This window comes from Corynebacterium heidelbergense (genome assembly GCF_028609845.1).
GTDB lineage: Bacteria > Actinomycetota > Actinomycetes > Mycobacteriales > Mycobacteriaceae > Corynebacterium > Corynebacterium heidelbergense.
Map to the genome: position 1 here is coordinate 314,992 of NZ_CP063191.1, position 19,672 is coordinate 334,663.

Annotated in this window: 17 protein-coding genes; 11 read left to right on the top strand and 6 right to left on the bottom strand. The window is 66.0% G+C overall.

Features of this window, described 5'->3' with window-relative positions:
- Positions 1 to 39: 39 nt before the first annotated feature.
- The 9 genes from deoC to CHEID_RS01335 all read left to right on the top strand — a co-directional run bounded on the left by deoC (position 40) and on the right by CHEID_RS01335 (position 10,158).
- Positions 40 to 714 (top strand): deoxyribose-phosphate aldolase, encoded by a 675-nt coding sequence (gene deoC, locus CHEID_RS01295; RefSeq protein WP_112770367.1) that lies wholly within the window; start codon positions 40 to 42, stop codon positions 712 to 714.
- Positions 711 to 2,357, top strand: coding sequence for a phospho-sugar mutase (locus tag CHEID_RS01300; RefSeq protein ID WP_112770366.1), 1,647 nt, complete (start codon positions 711 to 713; stop codon positions 2,355 to 2,357). The genes deoC and CHEID_RS01300 overlap by 4 nt, the downstream gene beginning before the upstream one ends.
- 443 nt (positions 2,358 to 2,800) lie before the next feature.
- On the top strand, positions 2,801 to 3,586 hold the full coding sequence (locus CHEID_RS01305; protein ID WP_112770369.1) for a phosphoadenylyl-sulfate reductase: 786 nt from the start codon (positions 2,801 to 2,803) through the stop codon (positions 3,584 to 3,586).
- Entirely contained in the window at positions 3,583 to 4,584 is a 1,002-nt protein-coding gene (gene cysD, locus CHEID_RS01310; protein ID WP_238599447.1) for a sulfate adenylyltransferase subunit CysD, read from the top strand. Before CHEID_RS01305 ends, cysD begins: the two co-directional genes overlap by 4 nt.
- On the top strand, positions 4,584 to 5,876 hold the full coding sequence (locus tag CHEID_RS01315; RefSeq protein WP_273661195.1) for a sulfate adenylyltransferase subunit 1: 1,293 nt from the start codon (positions 4,584 to 4,586) through the stop codon (positions 5,874 to 5,876). Before cysD ends, CHEID_RS01315 begins: the two co-directional genes overlap by 1 nt.
- On the top strand, positions 5,873 to 6,544 hold the full coding sequence (locus CHEID_RS01320) for a sirohydrochlorin chelatase (RefSeq protein WP_112769342.1): 672 nt from the start codon (positions 5,873 to 5,875) through the stop codon (positions 6,542 to 6,544). Before CHEID_RS01315 ends, CHEID_RS01320 begins: the two co-directional genes overlap by 4 nt.
- Positions 6,541 to 7,470, top strand: coding sequence for a sulfite exporter TauE/SafE family protein (locus tag CHEID_RS01325; RefSeq protein ID WP_112769341.1), 930 nt, complete (start codon positions 6,541 to 6,543; stop codon positions 7,468 to 7,470). Before CHEID_RS01320 ends, CHEID_RS01325 begins: the two co-directional genes overlap by 4 nt.
- A gap of 120 nt (positions 7,471 to 7,590) precedes the next feature.
- The gene (gene pta / locus CHEID_RS01330; RefSeq protein ID WP_420536388.1) at positions 7,591 to 8,925 is read left to right on the top strand and encodes a phosphate acetyltransferase; all 1,335 of its coding nucleotides are present in this window, start codon (positions 7,591 to 7,593) and stop codon (positions 8,923 to 8,925) included.
- A gap of 18 nt (positions 8,926 to 8,943) precedes the next feature.
- Positions 8,944 to 10,158: an acetate kinase gene (locus CHEID_RS01335; protein ID WP_112769339.1), complete on the top strand. Its 1,215-nt coding sequence runs from the start codon at positions 8,944 to 8,946 to the stop codon at positions 10,156 to 10,158.
- Between the two features lie 77 nt (positions 10,159 to 10,235).
- Here the strand turns inward: CHEID_RS01335 and CHEID_RS01340 are convergent, their stop codons facing one another.
- Genes CHEID_RS01340 through CHEID_RS01350 form a run of 3 tightly spaced genes read right to left on the bottom strand, consistent with a single transcriptional unit; the run spans position 10,236 to position 14,961 of the window.
- Positions 10,236 to 12,503 (bottom strand): serine/threonine protein kinase, encoded by a 2,268-nt coding sequence (locus tag CHEID_RS01340; protein ID WP_112769345.1) that lies wholly within the window; start codon positions 12,501 to 12,503, stop codon positions 10,236 to 10,238.
- 41 nt (positions 12,504 to 12,544) lie between these two features.
- Positions 12,545 to 13,591 (bottom strand): glutamate ABC transporter substrate-binding protein, encoded by a 1,047-nt coding sequence (locus CHEID_RS01345; protein WP_112769338.1) that lies wholly within the window; start codon positions 13,589 to 13,591, stop codon positions 12,545 to 12,547.
- Complete coding sequence (locus CHEID_RS01350) at positions 13,591 to 14,961, bottom strand: MCP four helix bundle domain-containing protein (protein ID WP_112769337.1); 1,371 nt, start codon at positions 14,959 to 14,961, stop codon at positions 13,591 to 13,593. The genes CHEID_RS01345 and CHEID_RS01350 overlap by 1 nt, the downstream gene beginning before the upstream one ends.
- 51 nt (positions 14,962 to 15,012) lie before the next feature.
- Between CHEID_RS01350 and CHEID_RS01355 the strand changes: the two genes are divergently transcribed.
- Both CHEID_RS01355 and CHEID_RS01360 read left to right on the top strand, forming a co-directional pair.
- Positions 15,013 to 15,975 carry an ABC transporter ATP-binding protein gene (locus CHEID_RS01355; protein WP_112769336.1) on the top strand — a complete coding sequence of 321 codons (963 nt, stop codon included), beginning with the start codon at positions 15,013 to 15,015 and terminating at the stop codon, positions 15,973 to 15,975.
- Positions 15,972 to 16,784 (top strand): ABC transporter permease, encoded by an 813-nt coding sequence (locus tag CHEID_RS01360; RefSeq protein ID WP_181645904.1) that lies wholly within the window; start codon positions 15,972 to 15,974, stop codon positions 16,782 to 16,784. The genes CHEID_RS01355 and CHEID_RS01360 overlap by 4 nt, the downstream gene beginning before the upstream one ends.
- Positions 16,785 to 16,799: 15 nt before the next feature.
- Here CHEID_RS01360 and CHEID_RS01365 read toward each other — a convergent pair whose 3' ends face one another.
- The 3 genes from CHEID_RS01365 to CHEID_RS01375 all read right to left on the bottom strand — a co-directional run bounded on the left by CHEID_RS01365 (position 16,800) and on the right by CHEID_RS01375 (position 19,670).
- Positions 16,800 to 17,342 carry a MarR family winged helix-turn-helix transcriptional regulator gene (locus CHEID_RS01365; RefSeq protein ID WP_112769335.1) on the bottom strand — a complete coding sequence of 181 codons (543 nt, stop codon included), beginning with the start codon at positions 17,340 to 17,342 and terminating at the stop codon, positions 16,800 to 16,802.
- A 62-nt stretch (positions 17,343 to 17,404) separates the two neighbouring features.
- Positions 17,405 to 18,916, bottom strand: coding sequence for a cardiolipin synthase (cls, locus tag CHEID_RS01370; protein ID WP_112769334.1), 1,512 nt, complete (start codon positions 18,914 to 18,916; stop codon positions 17,405 to 17,407).
- Complete coding sequence (locus tag CHEID_RS01375; protein WP_112769333.1) at positions 18,903 to 19,670, bottom strand: exodeoxyribonuclease III; 768 nt, start codon at positions 19,668 to 19,670, stop codon at positions 18,903 to 18,905. Before CHEID_RS01375 ends, cls begins: the two co-directional genes overlap by 14 nt.
- Between the last annotated feature and the right edge of the window lie 2 nt (positions 19,671 to 19,672).

Genomic DNA, 19,672 nt, shown 5'->3' on the forward strand with positions numbered 1-19,672 from the left:
ACCACCCCCAACCACCCCCGCAGAAAGGACCCCCAAAAAATGCCAGAGATCACCCGGCGCGACGTCGCCGCCATCATCGACCACACCCTGCTCAAGCCGGAGGCAACCGCCGCCCAGGTAGCGGACCTGATCCGTCAGGCCAAGCAACTGGGCACCTATGCCGTGTGCGTGTCCCCCTCTCAGTTGCCCCTGGCCGACACAGCTGAAGTACACGTGGCCACCGTCGTGGGCTTCCCCTCCGGAGCGGTAAAGCCGCAGATCAAGGCCGCCGAGGCTGAGCAAGCCGTGCGGGACGGGGCGGAGGAGGTGGACATGGTCATCAACATCGCCCTGGCCAAGCAGGGCGACTTCGCCGCGCTGGAGGAGGAGATCGCCACCGTCCGGCGGGCCATCCCGGAAACGCTGCTGAAGGTCATCATCGAATCCGCCGCGCTCACCGACGATGAGATCGTGGAGGCCTGCCGCGCCGCAGAGCGGGCGGGGGCGGACTTCATAAAAACCTCCACCGGTTTCCACCCGAGCGGTGGGGCCAGCATTCACGCCGTCTCCCTCATGCGCTCCACGGTGGGGGACCGCCTGGGGGTCAAGGCATCCGGCGGCATCCGCACCCCGGAGGCCGCAATCGCCATGATGAAGGCCGGCGCCTCCCGCTTGGGCCTATCCGCCTCCGCCGACATTTTGGAGGGCGTGAACCAAGAGGGCACGGACCGATGAGCATCGCCGAGGATCTCCGCGACCGCGCCCAGCACTGGGCCGACCACGACCCGGACCCCACCACCAGGCAACAGGTCCTGGACCTCCTCTCCGCCGAGGATGCGGTGGGCCTCGCCGAGGCCTTTCACGGACCCTTGAGCTTCGGCACCGCCGGCCTGCGAGCCCCCCTGGGCCCCGGCGAATCCCGCATGAACCGGGCAGTGGTCATCCGGGCCACGTCCGGCCTAATGGCCTGGCTGCGGGAGCAGGTGGATTCCCCCGTGGTCGTCGTGGGATGCGATGCCCGCCACGGCTCGGCCCAGTTCCAGCTCGATGCCGCGCGCGTCATCGCCGGTGCCGGGGGCCGGGCCCTGCTCCTCCCGCCTCAGAACCCCACGCCGCTGACCGCCTACGCCGTTAAGAGCGAGGGTGCGGATGCCGGCATCATGGTCACCGCCTCCCACAATCCGCCGCAGGATAATGGCTACAAGGTGTACCTCGGTGGACGGATAGCTACGGGCTCCGCTGAGGGGGTGCAGCTCATCTCGCCCGCCGACCGGGAGATCGCTGCCGCCATTGCCGCGGCCCCGCCGGCCGACGAGGTGGCCCTGGCGTCCGAAAATATCGAGCACATCGACCCCCGGCAGCAGTACGCTCGCCGCGCCGCCGGTCTGGCAGGGAACAACACCGATGTTCACATCGCGCTGACCGCCATGCACGGGGTGGGGGCGCAGCTCGGCCGGCAGATCCTGCAGACTGCGGGTTTCCAGGTGTTCCTCGTACCCGAGCAGGCCGATCCCGACCCGGATTTCCCCACCGTTTCCTTCCCCAATCCGGAGGAGCCCGGGGCGCTGGATCTGGCCAAAAATCATGCCGATGCGGTGGGCGCGGATGTTCTCATTGCGTACGATCCGGATGCTGATCGGTGTGCTGTTGCCATTCCGGACGCCAGGGAGCCGGGCGCGTGGCGGCAGCTCACCGGAGACGAGATGGGGGCCCTGCTCGGGGACTATCTGGCCGCGCGGGGTGCGACGGGGACCATGGCCAACTCGGTGGTGTCCAGCCGACTGCTCGGGCGCATCGCGGAAGCTCATGGACTGGAGCACCGGACGACGCTCACCGGCTTTAAGTGGATCGCCCGCGCGCCGGGGTTGTGCTTTGGTTACGAGGAGGCCATCGGCTACTGCTGTGATCCGGAGGCGGTGGCCGACAAGGATGGGGTGGGGACCTCCGTGGTGCTGGCCAGCTTGGTGGGGGACTTAAAGGCACAGGGCAAGACGTTGGAGGACGGGCTGGCGGACTTGGCCCGGCAGCACGGGCTGTATCAAACGGCGCCGCTGACTTTTCGGGTGGCGGACCTCACGCTCATCGCCCGAGGGATGGATAAGCTCCGCGCCGACCCGCCGACGTCGCTCGGGGGTTCTGCGGTGACGACCGTGGCTGATCTGGCGCAGGATCCGCTGGGGATTGGCGCGACGGACGGGATGATGTTCCTTACGGAGGACAACGACCGGGTCATTTGCCGCCCGTCTGGCACGGAGCCAAAGCTGAAGTGCTACCTGGAGGTGGTCTTGCCGGTGCGGGGGGAGACGGTGCCTCGGGACGAGGCGATCGCGCGCCTGGCGGGTATCTCGAGGGACTTGCGGGAGTTTCTGCAGATGTAGCGGTTTTTCCTGGGGGTGATGGGGGGGGGGGGAATGGCGGGTAACGGGGGGTGGGGGTTGTTCAAGGCGGGCCTGGAATGATCCGCCTGCGGTAAACGCTGCAACTATAGACCGAACGGTCTAGGAAAAGCGGGTCGAAACACGGCCCGAGGGGCCTTCCTTGCGCTGTAGACGCGTTACCCCTAGGCTCTAAGCAGACCGAACGGTCTGTTCGGAATACGCAGCCAACGCAGGAAGAACTGCGGCACGTGCAACCGCCACGGGCGCCGATCTCCACCCGGGTCTAGGCCTCAACTGAGGCCCCGACCTCAACTGGGGCACCGACCTGGACCGCGGTACCGATTCTCACCGGTCCGGCAACGTCGGTGCATCGGTAGGGCAGGGGACGCGACCTGCGCCCGTAGTGGTTCACAGCAGCGGTTCACAAAAAGAGGACAAACACCATGCACAGCCTGATTCGCAGCGACTCGGGCGCGGAGGACTACCGGGACCCCGAAGTCAGCCCGGAGGGCGCCGCGACCACCACGCAGCCCTTGCCCGCCGAGCGGAGGCAAGCCCACGAAGATCTCGTGGACGAATGGAACCACCGGCTGGAAGGGGCCAGCGCGGAGGAGATCATCGCCTGGGCCCACGCCCACGTCCCGGGGCCCATCGCCGTGACTATGTCCATGCAGGACACGGTCCTCGCCGAGTTGACGGAAGGCGCCCTGGACAACGCCGAGCTCGTCTTTCTGGACACTGGCTTCCACTTCCCAGAAACCCTGGAAACCCGAGACAAGGTCGCGGAACGCTACCAGCTCCCCGTGCGCAACATCACGCCCGTCTACAGCCGTTCGCAGCAGGACCGGATCTACGGCCCCCGCCTGTACGCCCGAAATCCCACTGCCTGCTGTCGCATGCGGAAGGTGGAGCCCCTCGCCCGAATGCTGGACCCCTTCGAAGCCTGGATCACGGGTGTGCGCCGAGCCGACAGCGCCCTGCGCGCGAATACCCCCGTGCTGGAAGTGGACCGCACGGGTCGGCTGAAAATCAATCCCCTCGTCGACTGGTCCGACGGGGACGTGGAGAACTACATCGCCGACCACGACCTCATCACCAACCCCCTGACCCGCCAGGGCTACCCCTCCATCGGATGCTCCACCTGCACCCTTCCCGTGGCCGAAGGTGAAGACCCCCGCGCTGGCCGTTGGGCTGGCACCTCCAAGACAGAATGCGGACTGCACACATGACTTCTTCTCAAACAACTTCTACGCCTCGAAGCGCTTCAGAGATCCAAGACACTCCCGCGCCCCACACCGCGCCCACCCCCCAGAGCGCCCTCGCCTCCCAGAGCGCCCTCATCCCCCACCTCGCCGAGTTGGAGGCTGAATCCATCGAGATTCTGCGCGAGGTGGCTGGCCAATTTGACCGCCCAGCCCTGCTGTTCTCCGGCGGGAAGGATTCCGTCGTAGTGCTGGAGCTAGCCAAGCGGGCCTTCCAGCCGGCCGGGGTGCCCTTCGAGCTGCTGCACGTGGACACCGGCCACAACTTCCCGGAGGTCATCGCTTTCCGGGATGAGATCGCCGCCGATCCGCGGATCAGCCTCCACGTCGCCCACGTCCAGGACTGGATCAACCGCGGCGAGCTCACCGAACGCCCCGATGGCACCCGCAATCCCCTGCAAACCGTGCCACTGGTGGAAACCATCGAGGAGCGCGGGTACGACGCGGTACTCGGCGGGGCCCGCCGCGACGAGGAGAAGGCCCGCGCAAAGGAGCGCGTCTTCTCCGTCCGGGACACCTTCGGCGGTTGGAACCCCCGCCGCCAACGCCCGGAACTGTGGGGCCTGTACAACGGCCGCCACCAACCCGGCGAGAACATCCGCGTGTTCCCCATCTCCAACTGGACCGAGGCGGATGTGTGGGACTACATCGCGGCTCGGGGCGTCAAAGTGCCTGATATCTATTACGCCCATATCCGGGAGGTGTTTGACCGCGGCGGCATGTGGCTGACCCCGGGGGAGTGGGGTGGCCCCCGCAGGGGCGAACAGTTGCATGTCAAGACCGTTCGCTACCGCACGGTGGGGGACATGAGCTGCACGGGGGCGGTGCTGTCCACGGCGCGCACGACAGCCGATGTGATCGAGGAAATCCGCCTGTCCACCACGACCGAGCGCGGGGCAACCCGGGCCGACGACAAGCTGTCCGAATCCTCCATGGAGGACCGTAAGAAGGAGGGCTACTTCTGATGAGCCACCCCACCCCACTTTCCACCCCGGACTCTGTTTCCCACCCCACCCCAGCGTCCGCCCCGCTGCCCACCCTGCGCCTCTGCACTGCCGGGTCCGTGGACGACGGTAAATCCACTTTCGTCGGCCGCTTGCTGCACGATACGAAATCCATTCTGGCGGACCAGTACGAATCCGTCGTCCGCGCATCCACCGCCAAGGGCCTGGAGAACCCCGATCTGTCCCTCCTGGTGGACGGTCTGCGCGCGGAGCGGGAGCAGGGTATCACCATCGATGTCGCCTACCGCTACTTCGCCACGGACAAGCGCAGCTTCATCCTCGCGGATACCCCGGGCCACGTGCAGTACACCCGCAACACCATCACCGGGTTGTCCACCTCCGAGCTGGTCGTCATCCTCATCGACGCCCGTAATGGCGTGACGGAGCAGACGAAGCGGCACCTCGCCGCCGCGGAGCTCATAGACATTGGGCACGCCGTCATCGCCGTGAACAAGATCGATGCGGTCGGCTACGACCAGGCTGTGTTTGATCGGGTTCGCGCGGAGGTGGAGCAGCTCAGCCAGCACATCGAGCGCGTGGATGTGGTGCCGATCTCCGCCCTGCTGGGGGACAATGTCGTGACCCCCAGCGGCAATACGCCGTGGTACGAGGGCCCCAGTGTCCTGGAGATTCTGGAAACCGCCGAGGTTCCCGCCGAAACCCACTCGGACCTGCGCTTGCCGGTGCAGCTAGTCATTCGGGATCACGCGAGCGACTACCGGGGTTACGCCGGACGGATCGCCGCAGGTGCCGTGGAGCTCGGCCAGCAGGTGGAGGTCGCCGGGCGGCACTCCGAGGTGGTGGGCATTGACACCCCCGACGGCCCGGCCGTGCGGGCGGAGGCGGGGGAGTCCATCACGCTGCGCCTTGCCGACGAGATCGACATTTCCCGCGGGGACCTCATCACCACCGGGGAGCGACCGGAGGCGGTTGACCAGTTCACCGCGCGCGTATTCCACCTGTCCGAGCAGCCGGTGCGTTCCCGGGCGAAGTTGCTACTGCGCTATGGCACGGCCGTGGTGCGTGCCCGCATCGACGCGGAGCTGGATGTCAACGACATGGCCACCGTGACCGTCACGACAGCGGAGCCGTTGCCGGTGGAACCCTACCGTCGTGGCGGCAAGGTCGGTTCCCTCCTGCTCATCGATCCGGCCAGCGGCGATACCCTCACGGCCGGTCTCGTCGGGGAGGGCGCCAAGCCCCGCACCGGCGAACCCGCCAAGCCCCCCACCGATCGGTTCGGTGCACCATGAGCCGGGCCATCATTGTGCTGGGCCACGGTTCCCGGCATCCGCTCGCCGAGCACACCGTCGCCCGCATCGCTGCCGCCGTCGACGGCGAGTACGCCATGCTCGATTTCTCCGCGCACACCCTCACCAATGCGGCGATGTTGCTGGCGGCGCGGGGGATCCGTCAGGCCGCCGTGGTGCCGTTGTTGTTTACGGACGCCTACCACCTCAACCACGATGTCCCGGAAGCCGCCGCAGAGGCCCAGGAGGCCAGCGGCGTTCAGCTCCAGGTCACGGCGGGGCTGGGCACCGGGGCGGACATGGAGCGGTTGTTGGGGCAGGTCATTGGGGATCTTCAGGACGCCAGGCCCCAGCGCTTCACGAACATCGCGCTCTATGCCGTAGGTTCCTCCACCCCGGGTGCGAACGACTCTGTGTGGGACCTAGCCGCCAGGGTGGGGGCGCGGGCCGTCTTCGCCACGGGGGCTCCGCCAAAGGGCGTTGCCGCCCTGGAGGGGTTCGATGCGGTCATTCCGCTGTTCGTGGCCGAGGGCGTGCTGTGGGACTCCGTGGTCCGGGAGGGGTTGCCGGCCGTCCTCGGTGAGCCTCTCGGCGAGCGAGTCGCGGAAATTGTACGCCAGCGCGCCGAGCAGCCCGGCCCAGTCGCTGTCGGACGGGAGCACGTGGCATGAGCAAGCTGCTGTTGTTCGCCATCGCGGGCCTGGCCGCCCAGCTCGTGGACGGGGCACTGGGGATGGCCTTCGGCGTCACGGCCACGACGCTGCTGCTGTTCACCGGCCTAGCCCCCGCCCACGCCTCTGCGGCGGTGCACTTCGCGGAGCTGGGCACCACCTTCTTCTCCGGGATCTCCCACTGGAAGCTGCGCAACGTGCACTGGCCAACCGTGCTCTTCCTGGGCGGGCCCGGCGCCGTGGGGGCCTTCGCCGGCGCCACGGTGCTCGCCCACCTGTCCACCAAGGCCGCCCAGCCGGTGGTGTACATGCTGCTCACCGGCCTGGGCCTGTACGTGTTCGTGCGCTTCGCCCTGTTTCCCGTGGCCACCCGCCCGCCCGCAGATGGCGGTGCACGCGGGAGTGACGAGGGCCCGGGGGTGCGCACATCTCAGATGGGTTTGGCAGCCCTCGGATTGTTCGGCGGTTTCCTGGACGCGACGGGCGGTGGCGGTTGGGGCCCCACCACTACCTCCACGCTCATGAGTGTGGGCCGCAGGCATCCCCGCACCATCATCGGCACGGTAAATACCGCTGAGTTCTTCGTCACTCTCGCCGCGTCTGCCGGGTTTGTCCTCGGTTTGGAGGATCTGGCCGTGGGTTCCTGGATGCCCGTGGTGGGCCTGCTCATCGGCGGCATCATCGCCGCGCCCATTGCGGCGTGGGCGGTCAGCCACTTCCGGCCGCGGGTGCTCGGGGTGGCCGTCGGTTGCCTGCTGGTGGGAATGAACTCCTGGCGGTTGGCCGCGCTCTACGGCTGGCCGACGGTGGGGGCGGTTATCGCGCTGGGTTTCCTGGCCCTGTTCGCGCTCGTGCGGCACCGGGCAGCGGGGGTACGCGCGGGAGAGTTTGCGGCCGAAAACAATGTGCCCGTGGACGTTATGTAGGCACAATGGGAGGGCAGTAACCGCCGTACCACGGAAAGGCCCTCACGCACTGTGTCCGAGTCAACCCCTCGTTCCATCCTCAGCCCCATAGCCAGCGCCGCCGCCCGGCGCGCAGAACTCCTGCAGACCTTCCCGGGTGCGGTGGACATCTTCAACCACATCCGGCCCGCGGCTCCCGAATTCGCCGCTGCCCTCGACATCACCGGGGACATCATCGTCGGCACCGGGTCCATCACCTTCGACGCCCGCCTGGCCGGGGCCCTGGGCGCCGCCCACTTCCTCGTCTCCGCCGACAAGGAGGACGGGATCGCCGTCCAGCAGGCGCTGGGTCAGCTCGTCCGTATCGACCGCGTCCCCGCCGGCCTGTACGTCATCGACGAGCCCGAGCGTACGGGCAGTGCAGTGGAATGCGAAGGCCAGGCGGTGCGCCGGGTCGATGTGGCGTCCATAAGAGATGCACAGACCCGGGAGCCGATCATCGGCCCGGAGCTGTTCGAGCGCAACCTGCTCAAACAGGCCCGAGAGAAAAAGGCCCACATCGTCCTGCCGGAAGGCGACGACGACCGCATTTTGCAGGCCGCCGATCAGCTGCTGGCCAAGAAGGTGTGCGAGCTGACGATTCTGGGGGATCCGGACGCCATTGCGGCGCGTTCTAAGGAGCTGGATTTGGATCTGTCCGGTGCCACCCTGGTCGACCCCACCGGCGGGGACCAGTTAGAACAGTTCGCCAAAGACTTTGCTGAGCTGCGCAAAGCCAAGGGGGTCACCCTGGAGCAGGCCCGCGAGACGATGCAGGACATCAGCTACTACGCCACCATGATGGTGCACCAGGGGCTCGCCGACGGGATGGTCTCCGGGGCCGCCCACACCACGGCGCACACCATCAAGCCCTCCTTCCAGATCATCAAGACCGCGCCGGGCTCCTCTGTGGTCAGCTCCATCTTCCTCATGGTCATGGACGGGGTGTTGTGGGCTTTCGGGGACTGCGCCGTCAACCCCAACCCGACCTCCGACCAGCTCGCCGAGATCGCCGCCGTGAGCGCGAAAACCGCCGCCCAGTTCGGGATCGAACCGCGCGTGGCCCTGCTGAGCTACTCCACCGGCACCTCCGGGTCGGGCGAGGACGTGGAGGCCGTGGCCGCCGCAGTGGAGAAGGCCAAGCAGGATAACCCCGACCTAGAGCTCGACGGACCCCTGCAGTTCGACGCGGCCGTGGTGGAATCCGTGGGCCAGAAGAAGATGCCCGGCTCCGACGTCGCGGGCCGGGCCACCGTGTTCGTCTTCCCGGACCTCAACAGCGGAAACATCGCCTACAAGGCCGTGCAGCGCACCGCGGATGCCCTGGCCGTGGGACCCATCCTCCAGGGGCTCAACAAGCCCGTCAACGACCTCTCCCGCGGTGCCACGGTGCCGGACATCGTCAATACCGTGGCCATCACCGCCATCCAAAGCTAGAAGGTTTCGTCTTCCACCATGTCTGATACCAAGTATGCGCTGGTCCTTAACAGCGGCTCCTCCTCCATCAAATTCCAAGTTCTGGACCCTGCGGCGGACTCCACCGAACCCCCTTTCGTCTCCGGCATCGTCGAGAAGATCGGGGAGCCCAAGGGCCACATCAAAATCCAGACGGAAACCTCCAAGATGGAGGACACCCGCCCGCTGCTCTCCCACTCCGTCGGCCTGGAACGCGCCTTCGGCATGATGAGCCTGCTTGGCGTGGGCCCCCAGGACCTCGACCTCGTCGCAGTGGGGCACCGCGTGGTGCACGGCGGCCCGACCTTCAGCGGCCCCGTCGTCATAGACGACAAGGTTGTGAAGGACATTCGCGACCTCATCCCCCTGGCCCCGCTGCACAACCCCGCCCACATCGACGGCATCGAAAACGCCCGGGCTCTGCTGCCGGGCGTGCCCCACGTGGCCGTGTTCGACACGAGTTTCTTCTCCACCCTGCCGGACAAGGCGGCCTTCTACGCCCTGGACAAGGACGTGGCCACCGAGCACAACATCCGCCGCTACGGTTTCCACGGCACCAGCCACGAGTACATCTCCGCACAGGTCCCCGGCCTGCTCGGCAAAGAGCCGGAGGACGTCAACCAGATCACCCTTCACCTGGGCAACGGGGCCTCTGCCGCCGCAGTGCGCGGTGGGGTGGCCGTGGACACCTCCATGGGCCTAACCCCACTGGCCGGGCTGGTCATGGGCACCCGCTGTGGGGACATCGACCCCTCCATCATCTTCCACCTCAAGCGCTCTGCCGGGATGGGCGTCGACGAAATCGACAACCTGCTGAACCGCAGATCCGGGCTCAAGGGCCTATCCGGGGTGAACGACTTCCGCGAGCTCAAGGAGATGATCGACAACGGTGACGAGAACGCCAAGCTCGCCTACGACGTGTACATCTACCAACTGCGCCGCTTCGTGGGTTCCTACATGCTCAACCTCGGCCGGCTCGACGCTATTTCCTTCACCGCGGGCGTGGGGGAGAACGCCGCCCAGGTGCGCGCCGACGCTATGGCGGGGCTGGAGAACTTCGGCATCGTCATGGACGCCGAGCGCAACGCGAACCGGGACGTGGACGGCCCCTTCGAAATTTCCGCCTCGGATTCTGCGGTGAAGGTGTTCGTGGTGCCCACTAACGAGGAGCTGGCCATCGCCCGATACGCGGTAAAGCTGGCCGAGCAGGAGTAGGCAGCCGGCCGCGTAGAGGGCGCAAAAGCTGGACGCACAGGGGGCTGGAGCCGCTCCCTCCTCCTCCCCCGGGGAAATCAGAACCAGGTGCGCGGCCGGATCCGGTTGGCCATGTCCACCAGCCGATACCGGTGCCGGGCGAACTGGGCCTGCCGGGCCAACTGCCGCAGGCCCGCCTCCAGACCCGTGCGCAGGCCGCGTTCCGTGAACTCCACGTCGAACAGCGGATTGGTGCTGTGGGAGGCCCCCGAGCGCAGCCACTGCAACCCCGCCGAGAGCACGGCAAGGCGGACCTGCGGCATCCGCGGCTCGTTCGTCGGCAACATCTCCAGGCGCCGGGCGGCCCGCCGGATGCGGGATTCCGTGAGGTTCGCTGAATCGGAGATGAGCAGCAAGATGGTGGTCAACCGGGCCAACCGCTGATGGCGGGAGGACTGGGGCACCCGGTCTAGGGCAGAGACCGCCGTATCCACCATCGCCTCCGCCTGGAGCTGGCGGGCGAGGCCGAAGGCGCTGGACACCGTGTTCGGATTAGTGATCCACACCAGCCCGTACAGGCGCATGGCGTGAAACCGCAGCGCGACCGGATCGTTGGTTATGTGCCCCCAGCCCGGCAAGGTGGAGTAGTCATCCACCGGCACCCGCTGCGCATAGGCCAGGGAGCCCGCCGCGCGGGCCGCCCGCTGATTGAGCAGACGGGTATTGTTCACGCCCTGCTGCTGCAACATCAACTCGTCAGTGGCGGCCAGGGCCAGCTTGGGGGCGGGCTCCCCCGGCAGGATGTACAACACCCGATTGAACCGTTGCTGGGCCTTCGCGTAGTCCCCGGTGAGCAGGGAGGCGATCCCCGAGTGCCAGTGATAGCGCCAATCGTCACCCAACTGCTCGCCCAACTCCTCCAACTGCTGCGTGGCCTGGGCGATCTGGCCCATGTCCAGACGGGCTCGCACCATGGTCAGGGGAATCTCTACAGACTGGGCCAGATCCTGCTGGCCCAAGGCCCGGCGCAGCGTGTCCACCACCTCTCCGGGCTCTGTGAAGCTCGCTGCGGACAGTAGCGCCGCGCCGGGATCCTCCGGGTCCGTCAGAGGAGTGGGCAGCGCCGCGACCACCTCCGGGGCGGAGATCTCCACGGACCGCTTAATGCCATCGATGAGCTGATCCGTGCGAAAGACGATGTGCTTCGTTCCGAACGTTGAACGCTGGGCCGTGAACCGCGTGTTGAGGTGCGGGAAGTTTCGGCCGTCCCGCACAGCGAGGATCTCCCGCAGTACGCCCACCATCTGGTTGGCCATCGCCGTGGCCGAGGAGAATCTCGCCTCCGGGTCCGGATCCGTCGCCCGCAGCAGAAGGCGATACAGCGACATGTATTCCCGGAACAGAGGCTCCTCATCCGGGGTCGGGAGGGTGGCGTCGTAAACCCCATCAGTGACCGGCAACCGCACAATCAAACTGGCCAGCGTCCGCCCTACGGTGTAAATATCGCTGGCCACGGTCGGACCGGTTTTAGTGATCTCCGGGGCCTGGAACCCGCGCGTACCGAAGATGTGGCCGTAGGCCCCCACCCCCGTCACCGCGCCCAGGTCGATGAGCTTGACCTGATCCTCGGTGATGATGATGTTGTCCGGCTTCAGGTCGTTGTACACCACCCCCCGCGAGTGCAGGTAGTCCAAGGCCGGCAGGACCTCCAGGATGTACCCCATCGCCCGATCCACGTCCAGCACCTGCCCCGGGGCCAGCCGCCGCCGATTGCGCAGGGAAGGGCCGCCGACGAACTCCATGACGATGAACCCGCCGGGGGCGCGGGGATCGTCGATGAAGTTGAAGATCTTGACAATCCCCGGGTGCGTGATGTCCGCCAGGAAGGAACGTTCAGATTCCGCGACGGCCCGCTCGTGCTCGTTCTCCGTCTCCATGAGGCCCTTGAGCACCACGTAGCGGTCCGCGACGAAATGGTCGATGGCGATGTAGATCCAGCCGAGCCCGCCGTGGGCCACCGGGCCTAGAATCTCGTACTGGTTCGCGATGATGTCCCCCTTGCGCAGGGTCGGCGGCTCCACCCCCTTGGCGATCTCCTCCGCAGGGTCGATGATCGCCTCCGCCGGCTCCGTGGGGTGCACAAAGGGCAGGGTCACCATGCCTCCGGCGACCACGGCACCGCCCCGGGACGTGCCGCGGCGCTGCCGGAACGTGGACAGCGCGCGCTGGCGGCTCAGCTCGGAAGAATCCACCTGCGGGGCCAGGGGAGCGGCGATCTCCGAGCTGTCGCTGTCCTCGTCGGCGAATGGGTCGAAGGGCACTGCGGCGGTGGCCTCCTCCGGGTGGTCCACAAACCCCGTGTCCATATCTTCTTCGGGGTCCCAGTCCTTGGGGTGCTGTGAAGCCGTCACTGTTCACCTGCCTTGCGCTCTTCCAACAACTCCGCAGATTGCTGATCGGTGCGATAGCGCATCGGCAGGGCCCCGGGGGACCCGAGGTACTGCTGCATCCATTGCCGGTACAGGCGGTCCCACGTCCCATCGGCGCGGATGCGTTCGATCGTGGCATTGACCTGCATGGCCAACCCCGCGGTATCGCGCGGGGCCCCCGGCGGGGCAGTAGCCACCGCGTAGTACCCGGAATCCGCGCTATCGCCCACTAACTCCGTGTTCGGATCTTGGGCCTGCAGCCCGGAGAGAATGGCATCGTCGGAGTAGATCGCGTCCACCTGGTGGCGCTGCATTGCCATGAGGCATTCGGACCACGTCAAGGTCTGCAGCAACCAGGCGACTTTGAGGTTCTGCACCGTCTGCGCGGAGGTGGAATCCTGTGTGACGCACACTGTGGAGTTCTCCAAGTCCGCAATGGAGCTGATACCGGAACCCCGCAGGACCAGCAGGCGGGGGTGTACCTGCAGGTAAGGGAGGGAGAATTCCACCGTCTTCTGCCGATCGCGGGTGATGGACATCGTGCGCACGACGATGTCCACATCCCCGTTGCGCAGGGCCTCCTCCCGCTGGCGGGACTCTACGTAGCGAAATTCGATTTTTGTTGGATCGTTGAAGATATCCCGGGCTACCTCCCGGGCTAGGTCCACCTCGAAGCCCGCCAGCTCGCCGGTAATCGGATCCCGGAAGCCCAGCCGGTTCAGGGATTGCGCCACCCCCACGATGAGCCGGCCCCGTTCGATGATCTGCGGTACCCGGGAACCCACGGGCCGATCGTCTGGGCGCAGGGCCCCCAGCGGCTCTCTCGCGGAGATCGGTGGTAGGCCCGCAGGATAGGGCTTGGCCAACTTGGAGCCTGCCGGAAGGTCCGAGCCGGGGTTCTTCAAGGGCGTGGGCCACGAGGGCAGCGTCGGTTCGGCGGCGACGCACCCGGAGCAGGCCAGGCACACGGCGGCCACCGCAGCCAGAGTGCTGCGTCGGGACAGCGGGTGGCGGTGGCGGCTCATCACAGGAACTCCTGCAGGCGGGGGCGGGTTCCGGCGATGGTACACGCCGCGGCGATGAGAGTGAGGATGAATACCGCAGTTGCCGTCCGCTCTGCCCCAATGCGCCCGGCCAGCAGCACATCCCGCAGTTCCGTGCGCGTCTGGGTGATGAGCTTCTGCAACTGCTGATCGAAGTTTTCGAAATTGGTGCCCGTCGCATTTTCCTTCTGGGTACCGACGGCGATGTTGTAGGCCGAGTCGTAGTTGCCGGCCTGGATCTGGGAGACCATTTGGGCATGGGCGGTATCCCACCCGCGCAGAGCTTCCCGGGCGGCGTCGATCCGCTGGGGGCTGGAGACTTGGTCCCGCAGACTGTCCAACGTCTGGTCAATCTTGGCGACGCGGGAGGAAAAGGCGGATTGGGTAGAGGAATCGTAGTTGCGCTGTACCAGCCCCAGCGCCTCATCCGTCCTGGCCTGCTGGGCGGAAATCCGCGCATCCGTCAGGCTCTCCAGGGGATCCACCGTCCCCTGTACCCCTTGCGCACCCGAGTGCCACGTCAGCGCGGCGTTGATTCCGGCGAAGAGGAGGGCCACAACCATGAGCACGGTGGCCGCGCAGTATCCCACGTTGATCCGGCGGTTCGTCCAGGCGGCGAGCCACAACTGCGCCAGGATGAGCATGATCACCGCCGCCACCAGCCCGGATAGGGGGAACCACATGGGCTTGACCATGTTCGCCTGCTGCTGGCTGACCAGCGAGCTGGTGCGGGAGTAGAGCTCGCGGGCCGCGGGCAGGATCTCGTCCTGCATGAGGGTGCTGGCCTGGGTGAGGTAGGCCGCGCCCACCGGGTTCTGCACGCGGTTGTTGGTCTGTGCCTGGGCCACGAGGCGGACGTACTCCGGCAGGCGGTTTTGCACGTGGAGGACGAGTTCCATCTCTCGGGACTCGATGTTGTCGATGCCGGAGGTTGCGCGGACGATGGCGGAGCTGGCGTCCTGAATTGCGTCCTGGTAGGCCTTGTCCGGCTTGCTATCCGAAAACCCCGTCTGCAGGAACCCGGTGGTGGCCACCGAGTCCGCCACCGACAGTGAGTTGAACATGTCCTGGGCCGCATTCGACAGGGGCTCGGTTCGGGTCACCAGGGTGTTCAGGTCGTCCTGCCGCGCGGTGGAGCTCAGGGCCATTGCGCCACCGGCAGCGAGAATGGCGAGGACGAGGATGGTGGACACGAGGGTGAGGATGCCCGGTGTGGTGCCCGCGAAGTCCGCCAGCCGCCGTGGTGCCTGCAGCGCCGGGTTGATAAACCCGCGGAAGGAGTGCGTCCCGTGGGCAGAGGCCTCTTCGTTGTCCATCCACCGGTCGGCCTCAAACGCGGGGAGTGCTGGCATGCCCAAGAGTATATACAGCCCCGCCAGGCTTTCTCTGGCACACTGGTCCGCATGATCGAAGTCCGCGAGCTCACAAAGATGTACCGGGGAACCGCTGCGGTCAACGACCTGACCTTCTCGGTCAAACCTGGGGTAGTGACGGGGTTCCTCGGCCCGAACGGTGCGGGGAAGTCCACGACGATGCGGATGATTACTGGCCTGGACCGGCCAACATCCGGCAGCGCGACCGTCGACGGCAAACCGTACGCCGCGTACAAGCGGCCCCTGGAGAAGGTCGGTACGCTGCTGGACGCGAAGTGGGTTCACCCCAATCGCAGCGCCGCAGCCCACCTGAAGTGGTTGGCCGCCGCGAACGGTTTTCCGAAAAAGCGGGTGGATGAGGTGCTGGGGCTCGTGGGCCTGTCGGACGTCGCGGGGCGCAAGGCCGGCAAGTTCTCCCTCGGCATGGGCCAGCGGCTAGGGCTGGCGGCAGCGCTGCTGGGCGATCCGGAGGTGCTCATCCTGGACGAGCCGGTCAACGGCCTGGACCCGGAGGGCATCCGGTGGGTGCGGGGGTTCGTGCGACACTTGGCCAGCGAGGGCCGTACCGTCCTCATCAGCTCCCACTTGCTGTCAGAGATGGCCCAGACTGCCGATCACCTCGTCGTGATCGGCAAGGGGAAGTTGATCGCCGATACGTCGACGAAGGAATTCATCAAGTCGGCCTCCACCACCAAGACGGTGGTGCGCTGCGATCACATGGACGAGCTGCAGGCCGGTTTGTTAGAGGAGGATGTCCCCTTCGAGCGTGCCAAGGACGACGAGGACCGGGAGATTCTGGTTATCGACTCTCAAGACACGGACTGGGTCGGCGGCTTGGCCTTCAGCTGCGGTGTGCGGCTGCGTGAGCTGACCCAGCAGCGCGCCAGCCTGGAGGATGCCTTCATGTCCATGACGGGCGATTCGGTGGAGTACCACGCCACAGCGAGCCCGTCTTTGCCCGCCCAGCCCAACCCGGAGGAAGTTAGCCAGTGATCAACCTCATCCGTTCCGAGTGGATTAAGCTCACGTCCACCAAAGCCCTGTGGTGGACCACATTCCTGGCTCTCGTCATCCCGATTGCGCTGACGGTGATGAGCGGCGTGTTCACCGGCCAGTACGTCGCCAATCCGCCGTCGGACCAGGAACCGTCTACAACGGCCCAGATCCTCGAGGGCCTGTCCGTGGACGGTGCTCTGTCCCAGTTCCTCTTCTTCGGCCTCATGATCATCATGATCCAGGCGGTGATGACGGTCACCACCGAGTATGGTTCCGGCACGGCAAAGACCACCCTGCTGGCCACACCGTCGCGCTGGCCGGTGGCGGTGGCCAAGCTGCTCACCTATGGCACGATCGCCGCGGTGATCTCCTTTGTCACCGCTGTGTTGAGTGTCGTGGGGATGCACTGGGCTGCGGGCCTGAAAATCGAGGATGCGGCTCTGCTGGATCGCGTGTCGCTCGGCGCCGATAGCGCTTGGACGATGATTGGTCGTCTGGTGCTTTACACGGTGCTCAGCGTGGTTATTTCTCTGGGCGTGGGGTATCTGACCCGCAATACGGCCGGCGGCATCGCGTTGCTGCTGCTGTGGAAGCTGGTTTTGGAGGGAATCCTGCTTGGCACGCTGCCCTGGGTGCGGGACCACATCGCCCCGTTCGGTCCGTTCAGCAATATGGACAACGCCGCGCAGATGAAGGATGTGACCGATGCTCCTTGGGGTCAAACGGGATCCATTCTGTACTTTGCGGCGTGGTGTGCGGTGATCTTCGTCCTCGGCGTCATTGCGCTGAAGCGTCGGGACGCCTAGCCCAGCGCGCGCCCGCTAGTCTAGCGAGTAGTCCTGCCTGCGCTGCATGTCATCCACCAGGCTTTCCGCCGCCATGGACAGGTTGCGCAGCGCGGGCACGCCGCGGCGGAGCTTCGCGATGTCCCGGGCATCCATTCGGCGTGTGGCCCCGGCGATAAGCATGGCCCATTCGTCGGTGACCTGGTTCATGACCTCGATGCCGTCATCGGAGAGGAAGAGGTCCTGGGCCCGCCGGTCCAGATCGTTGGCCTGCCGGGTGACCAGGCCTGCGTTGATCAATCGGCGCACCGTGGCGGACACGTTGGAGGCGCGCAGAAACCGTAGGCGCGCGATGTCGGATACCCCGCATCCCGGGTGGTGTGCGATGAACTGCAGCACTTCGATTTCGGACTGGGAGACGGAGAGCTTCTGGTTGGGTCGCTCCATGAGGCGCCGGGTGGCGGAGAGGAAGTCGTACACGGAGGCTGCGATCTCCGCCACGTCGACTTCGGGGAGAACTTCTGCGGCTCGCCGTCCGCGGATGGGCGGGGTGGTTATACCGGTCCGATGGGGCGTCATGGACGGGAGTTTAGCGGCCAGACGTGCAGCGATAGGTACTTTTGTGCAAAACTCATCGGTGCCTACTGTAAGGCGCTGGTGAGCCGGGCCACGTTGTCCAAATAGCGTTCATACCAGGGGCGCCCTCGCCATTCGTCCTCGGTGAGTTCGTGGCTCGCTCGGCGGTATGTGGTGACGACACCATTTAGCGCGTCGAGGGTTCTTCCTGCGCAGGTCATTAAAGTGAGCTCGTAGTTGAGGCTGAAGGAGCGCATGTCCATGTTCGCGCTGCCCATCACGGCCACCTGGTCGTCGGCGATCGCCAGCTTGGTGTGGAGCACAGCGGGGTAGGGGTACTGGAAGATGCGTACGCCCGCTTTGAGCAGTTCCCAGTAGTAGGAGCACTGCGCCCGGTTCACGAGTGATTGGTCCGACTTCTCGGAAACGTAAAGCTCCACGTCCACACCGCGATACGCGGCAGTGGTCACCGCGGCCATGAGGGATTCGTCCGGGATGAAGTAAGGGCTGACGATGCGCAGGCGCTGCTGGGCGTGGTGGGCCATGGAGGTGAACAATCGCAGGTTGGGCTCGGTGCGGAAACCCGGGCCGGAGGGCACGATCTGCATGAGGTCCTCCCCGGTGTCCCGGTTATCGTCATCCAGTTGGGCCGTGCGGACGGAGGGTTCTACGAGGTCGAGGGATTGCCCGGATTCGGTATACCAATCCACGGCGAAGACGGAGTTGATCTCCGTGACAACCGGGCCGGAGAGCTCGGCCATGATGTCCACCCAGTGCCGCTTGTTCTTGCGGTTTTTGCGTACAAGGTAGCTCGAATCGATCATGTTCTGTGAACCGACAAAGGCGGTTTCGCCGTCGATGACCACCAGTTTGCGGTGGTTTCGTAGGTCCGGGCGGCGGAAGCGCCAGCGCCAGGGCTTGAGTGGCAGCATGACCATCCACTCGATGCCGAGGGCATCTAACCGATTGCCGAGCTTGGCGGAGCCGGGGTACTTCAGCGAGCCGATGTGGTCGTAGAGCAGGCGCACCTTGACCCCGCGATCTACGGCCCGGCCCAGCGCCTGGAAGAAGACGTCCGTCGTCTGATCCCAGGCGACGATGTAGATTTCCACGTTCACGTAGCTGCGGGCCCGGTCCACGGCCGCGGCCATCGCTACGATACTGGCTTCGTACTCGCTGTGTAGCGCCTGCAGGGTTCCCCCGGTGGAGGGCAGCGCGGTGAGGTGGCGGTTAAGTCGGACGAGGGCCCGTAGCTCCGGGGTGATTCGCGCCCCTATGGGCACGTCCGGTTCGTGCTCCCCCAGTTGGCGGAGCATGTCGTTGGCCCGCTGCTGGATCATGTGGCGGCGCCGGTTGATGAAGGGGGATCCCATGAGGAAGAACAGCAGAATTCCCACGAAGGGGATGAGGAAGATGGCCAACAGCCACGCCATCGCCGAGGACGGTTTTCGGTCCTGCGGCACCCACCCCAGAGCCACGATCTTCAGGGCATAGTCCGCAACCAATAGTGCGATCTGCCACCACTGGATCTCCGGGGAGAGGTCCAGGACAAAATGTGTCCAGCTATCCCAAACCATAGGTCACTACTACAGGTGCGTGGTCTGAGGCGCCTTTGCCTTTGCGTTCATCCCGGTCCACCCGGGCCGACTCGGGGGCGATGCCCCGGGCGAACTGCAAATCGATGCGCATCCCCTCATTCTTGCTGAAGCGCATGGCTTGGTAATCCCAATAGGTGTACTCATTCTCCACGAGCGCGGTGGCCTGCGTCATGCCAGCCGCCTCCAGGTCCGCCAAGGCCTGGCGCTCCCGAGGGGTCACGTGGGTGCGCCCGTTGAACACCTCCCGGTCCCAAACGTCCTCGTCCCGCGGAGCGATGTTGAAATCCCCGGTTAGGCACAGCTTGGATGGGGCCTCATCCGCGGCATAGGTGGCCAGAGCCTCCAACCAGGCCAGTTTGTAGGTGTAGTGGGGGTCGCAGATCTCCCGGCCATTGGGGACGTAGAGGCTCCACACCTCCACGCCGCCGCAGATGGCGCCGATGGCCCGCGCTTCCTGCTCCTGGGTGGCGGTGAGGTCCTTGGCAAAGCCCGGCTGCCCGAAGTCCGTCCGCACGTCCTTCAGTCCCACCCGGGAGAGCAGGGCCACCCCGTTGAAGGCATGAAGGCCGTGATGGGCTTGTTCGTAGCCGGTGCTGGAGAAGTCCGGGAACTGCTCGTCCGTGCACTTCGTCTCCTGGAGGCACAACACGTCCACATCCGAACGTTCCAGAAAGTCCCGCACGCGCTCGGTTCGGGTGCGCACGGAGTTGATGTTCCAGGTGGCGATCCGCATGG

Excerpts from the sequence above, each read along its gene's own strand:
- CHEID_RS01365 (WP_112769335.1), bottom strand. The coding sequence starts at position 17,342 with ATGACGCCCCATCGGACCGGTATAACCACCCCGCCCATCCGCGGACGG.
- CHEID_RS01375 (WP_112769333.1), bottom strand. The coding sequence starts at position 19,670 with ATGCGGATCGCCACCTGGAACATCAACTCCGTGCGCACCCGAACCGAG.
- CHEID_RS01315 (WP_273661195.1), top strand. The coding sequence starts at position 4,584 with ATGAGCCACCCCACCCCACTTTCCACCCCGGACTCTGTTTCCCACCCC.
- cls (WP_112769334.1), bottom strand. The coding sequence starts at position 18,916 with ATGGTTTGGGATAGCTGGACACATTTTGTCCTGGACCTCTCCCCGGAG.
- cysD (WP_238599447.1), top strand. The coding sequence starts at position 3,583 with ATGACTTCTTCTCAAACAACTTCTACGCCTCGAAGCGCTTCAGAGATC.
- CHEID_RS01340 (WP_112769345.1), bottom strand. The coding sequence starts at position 12,503 with ATGGACACGGGGTTTGTGGACCACCCGGAGGAGGCCACCGCCGCAGTG.
- CHEID_RS01355 (WP_112769336.1), top strand. The coding sequence starts at position 15,013 with ATGATCGAAGTCCGCGAGCTCACAAAGATGTACCGGGGAACCGCTGCG.
- deoC (WP_112770367.1), top strand. The coding sequence starts at position 40 with ATGCCAGAGATCACCCGGCGCGACGTCGCCGCCATCATCGACCACACC.
- CHEID_RS01345 (WP_112769338.1), bottom strand. The coding sequence starts at position 13,591 with ATGAGCCGCCACCGCCACCCGCTGTCCCGACGCAGCACTCTGGCTGCG.
- CHEID_RS01305 (WP_112770369.1), top strand. The coding sequence starts at position 2,801 with ATGCACAGCCTGATTCGCAGCGACTCGGGCGCGGAGGACTACCGGGAC.
- CHEID_RS01335 (WP_112769339.1), top strand. The coding sequence starts at position 8,944 with ATGTCTGATACCAAGTATGCGCTGGTCCTTAACAGCGGCTCCTCCTCC.
- CHEID_RS01320 (WP_112769342.1), top strand. The coding sequence starts at position 5,873 with ATGAGCCGGGCCATCATTGTGCTGGGCCACGGTTCCCGGCATCCGCTC.
- CHEID_RS01350 (WP_112769337.1), bottom strand. The coding sequence starts at position 14,961 with ATGCCAGCACTCCCCGCGTTTGAGGCCGACCGGTGGATGGACAACGAA.
- CHEID_RS01300 (WP_112770366.1), top strand. The coding sequence starts at position 711 with ATGAGCATCGCCGAGGATCTCCGCGACCGCGCCCAGCACTGGGCCGAC.
- CHEID_RS01325 (WP_112769341.1), top strand. The coding sequence starts at position 6,541 with ATGAGCAAGCTGCTGTTGTTCGCCATCGCGGGCCTGGCCGCCCAGCTC.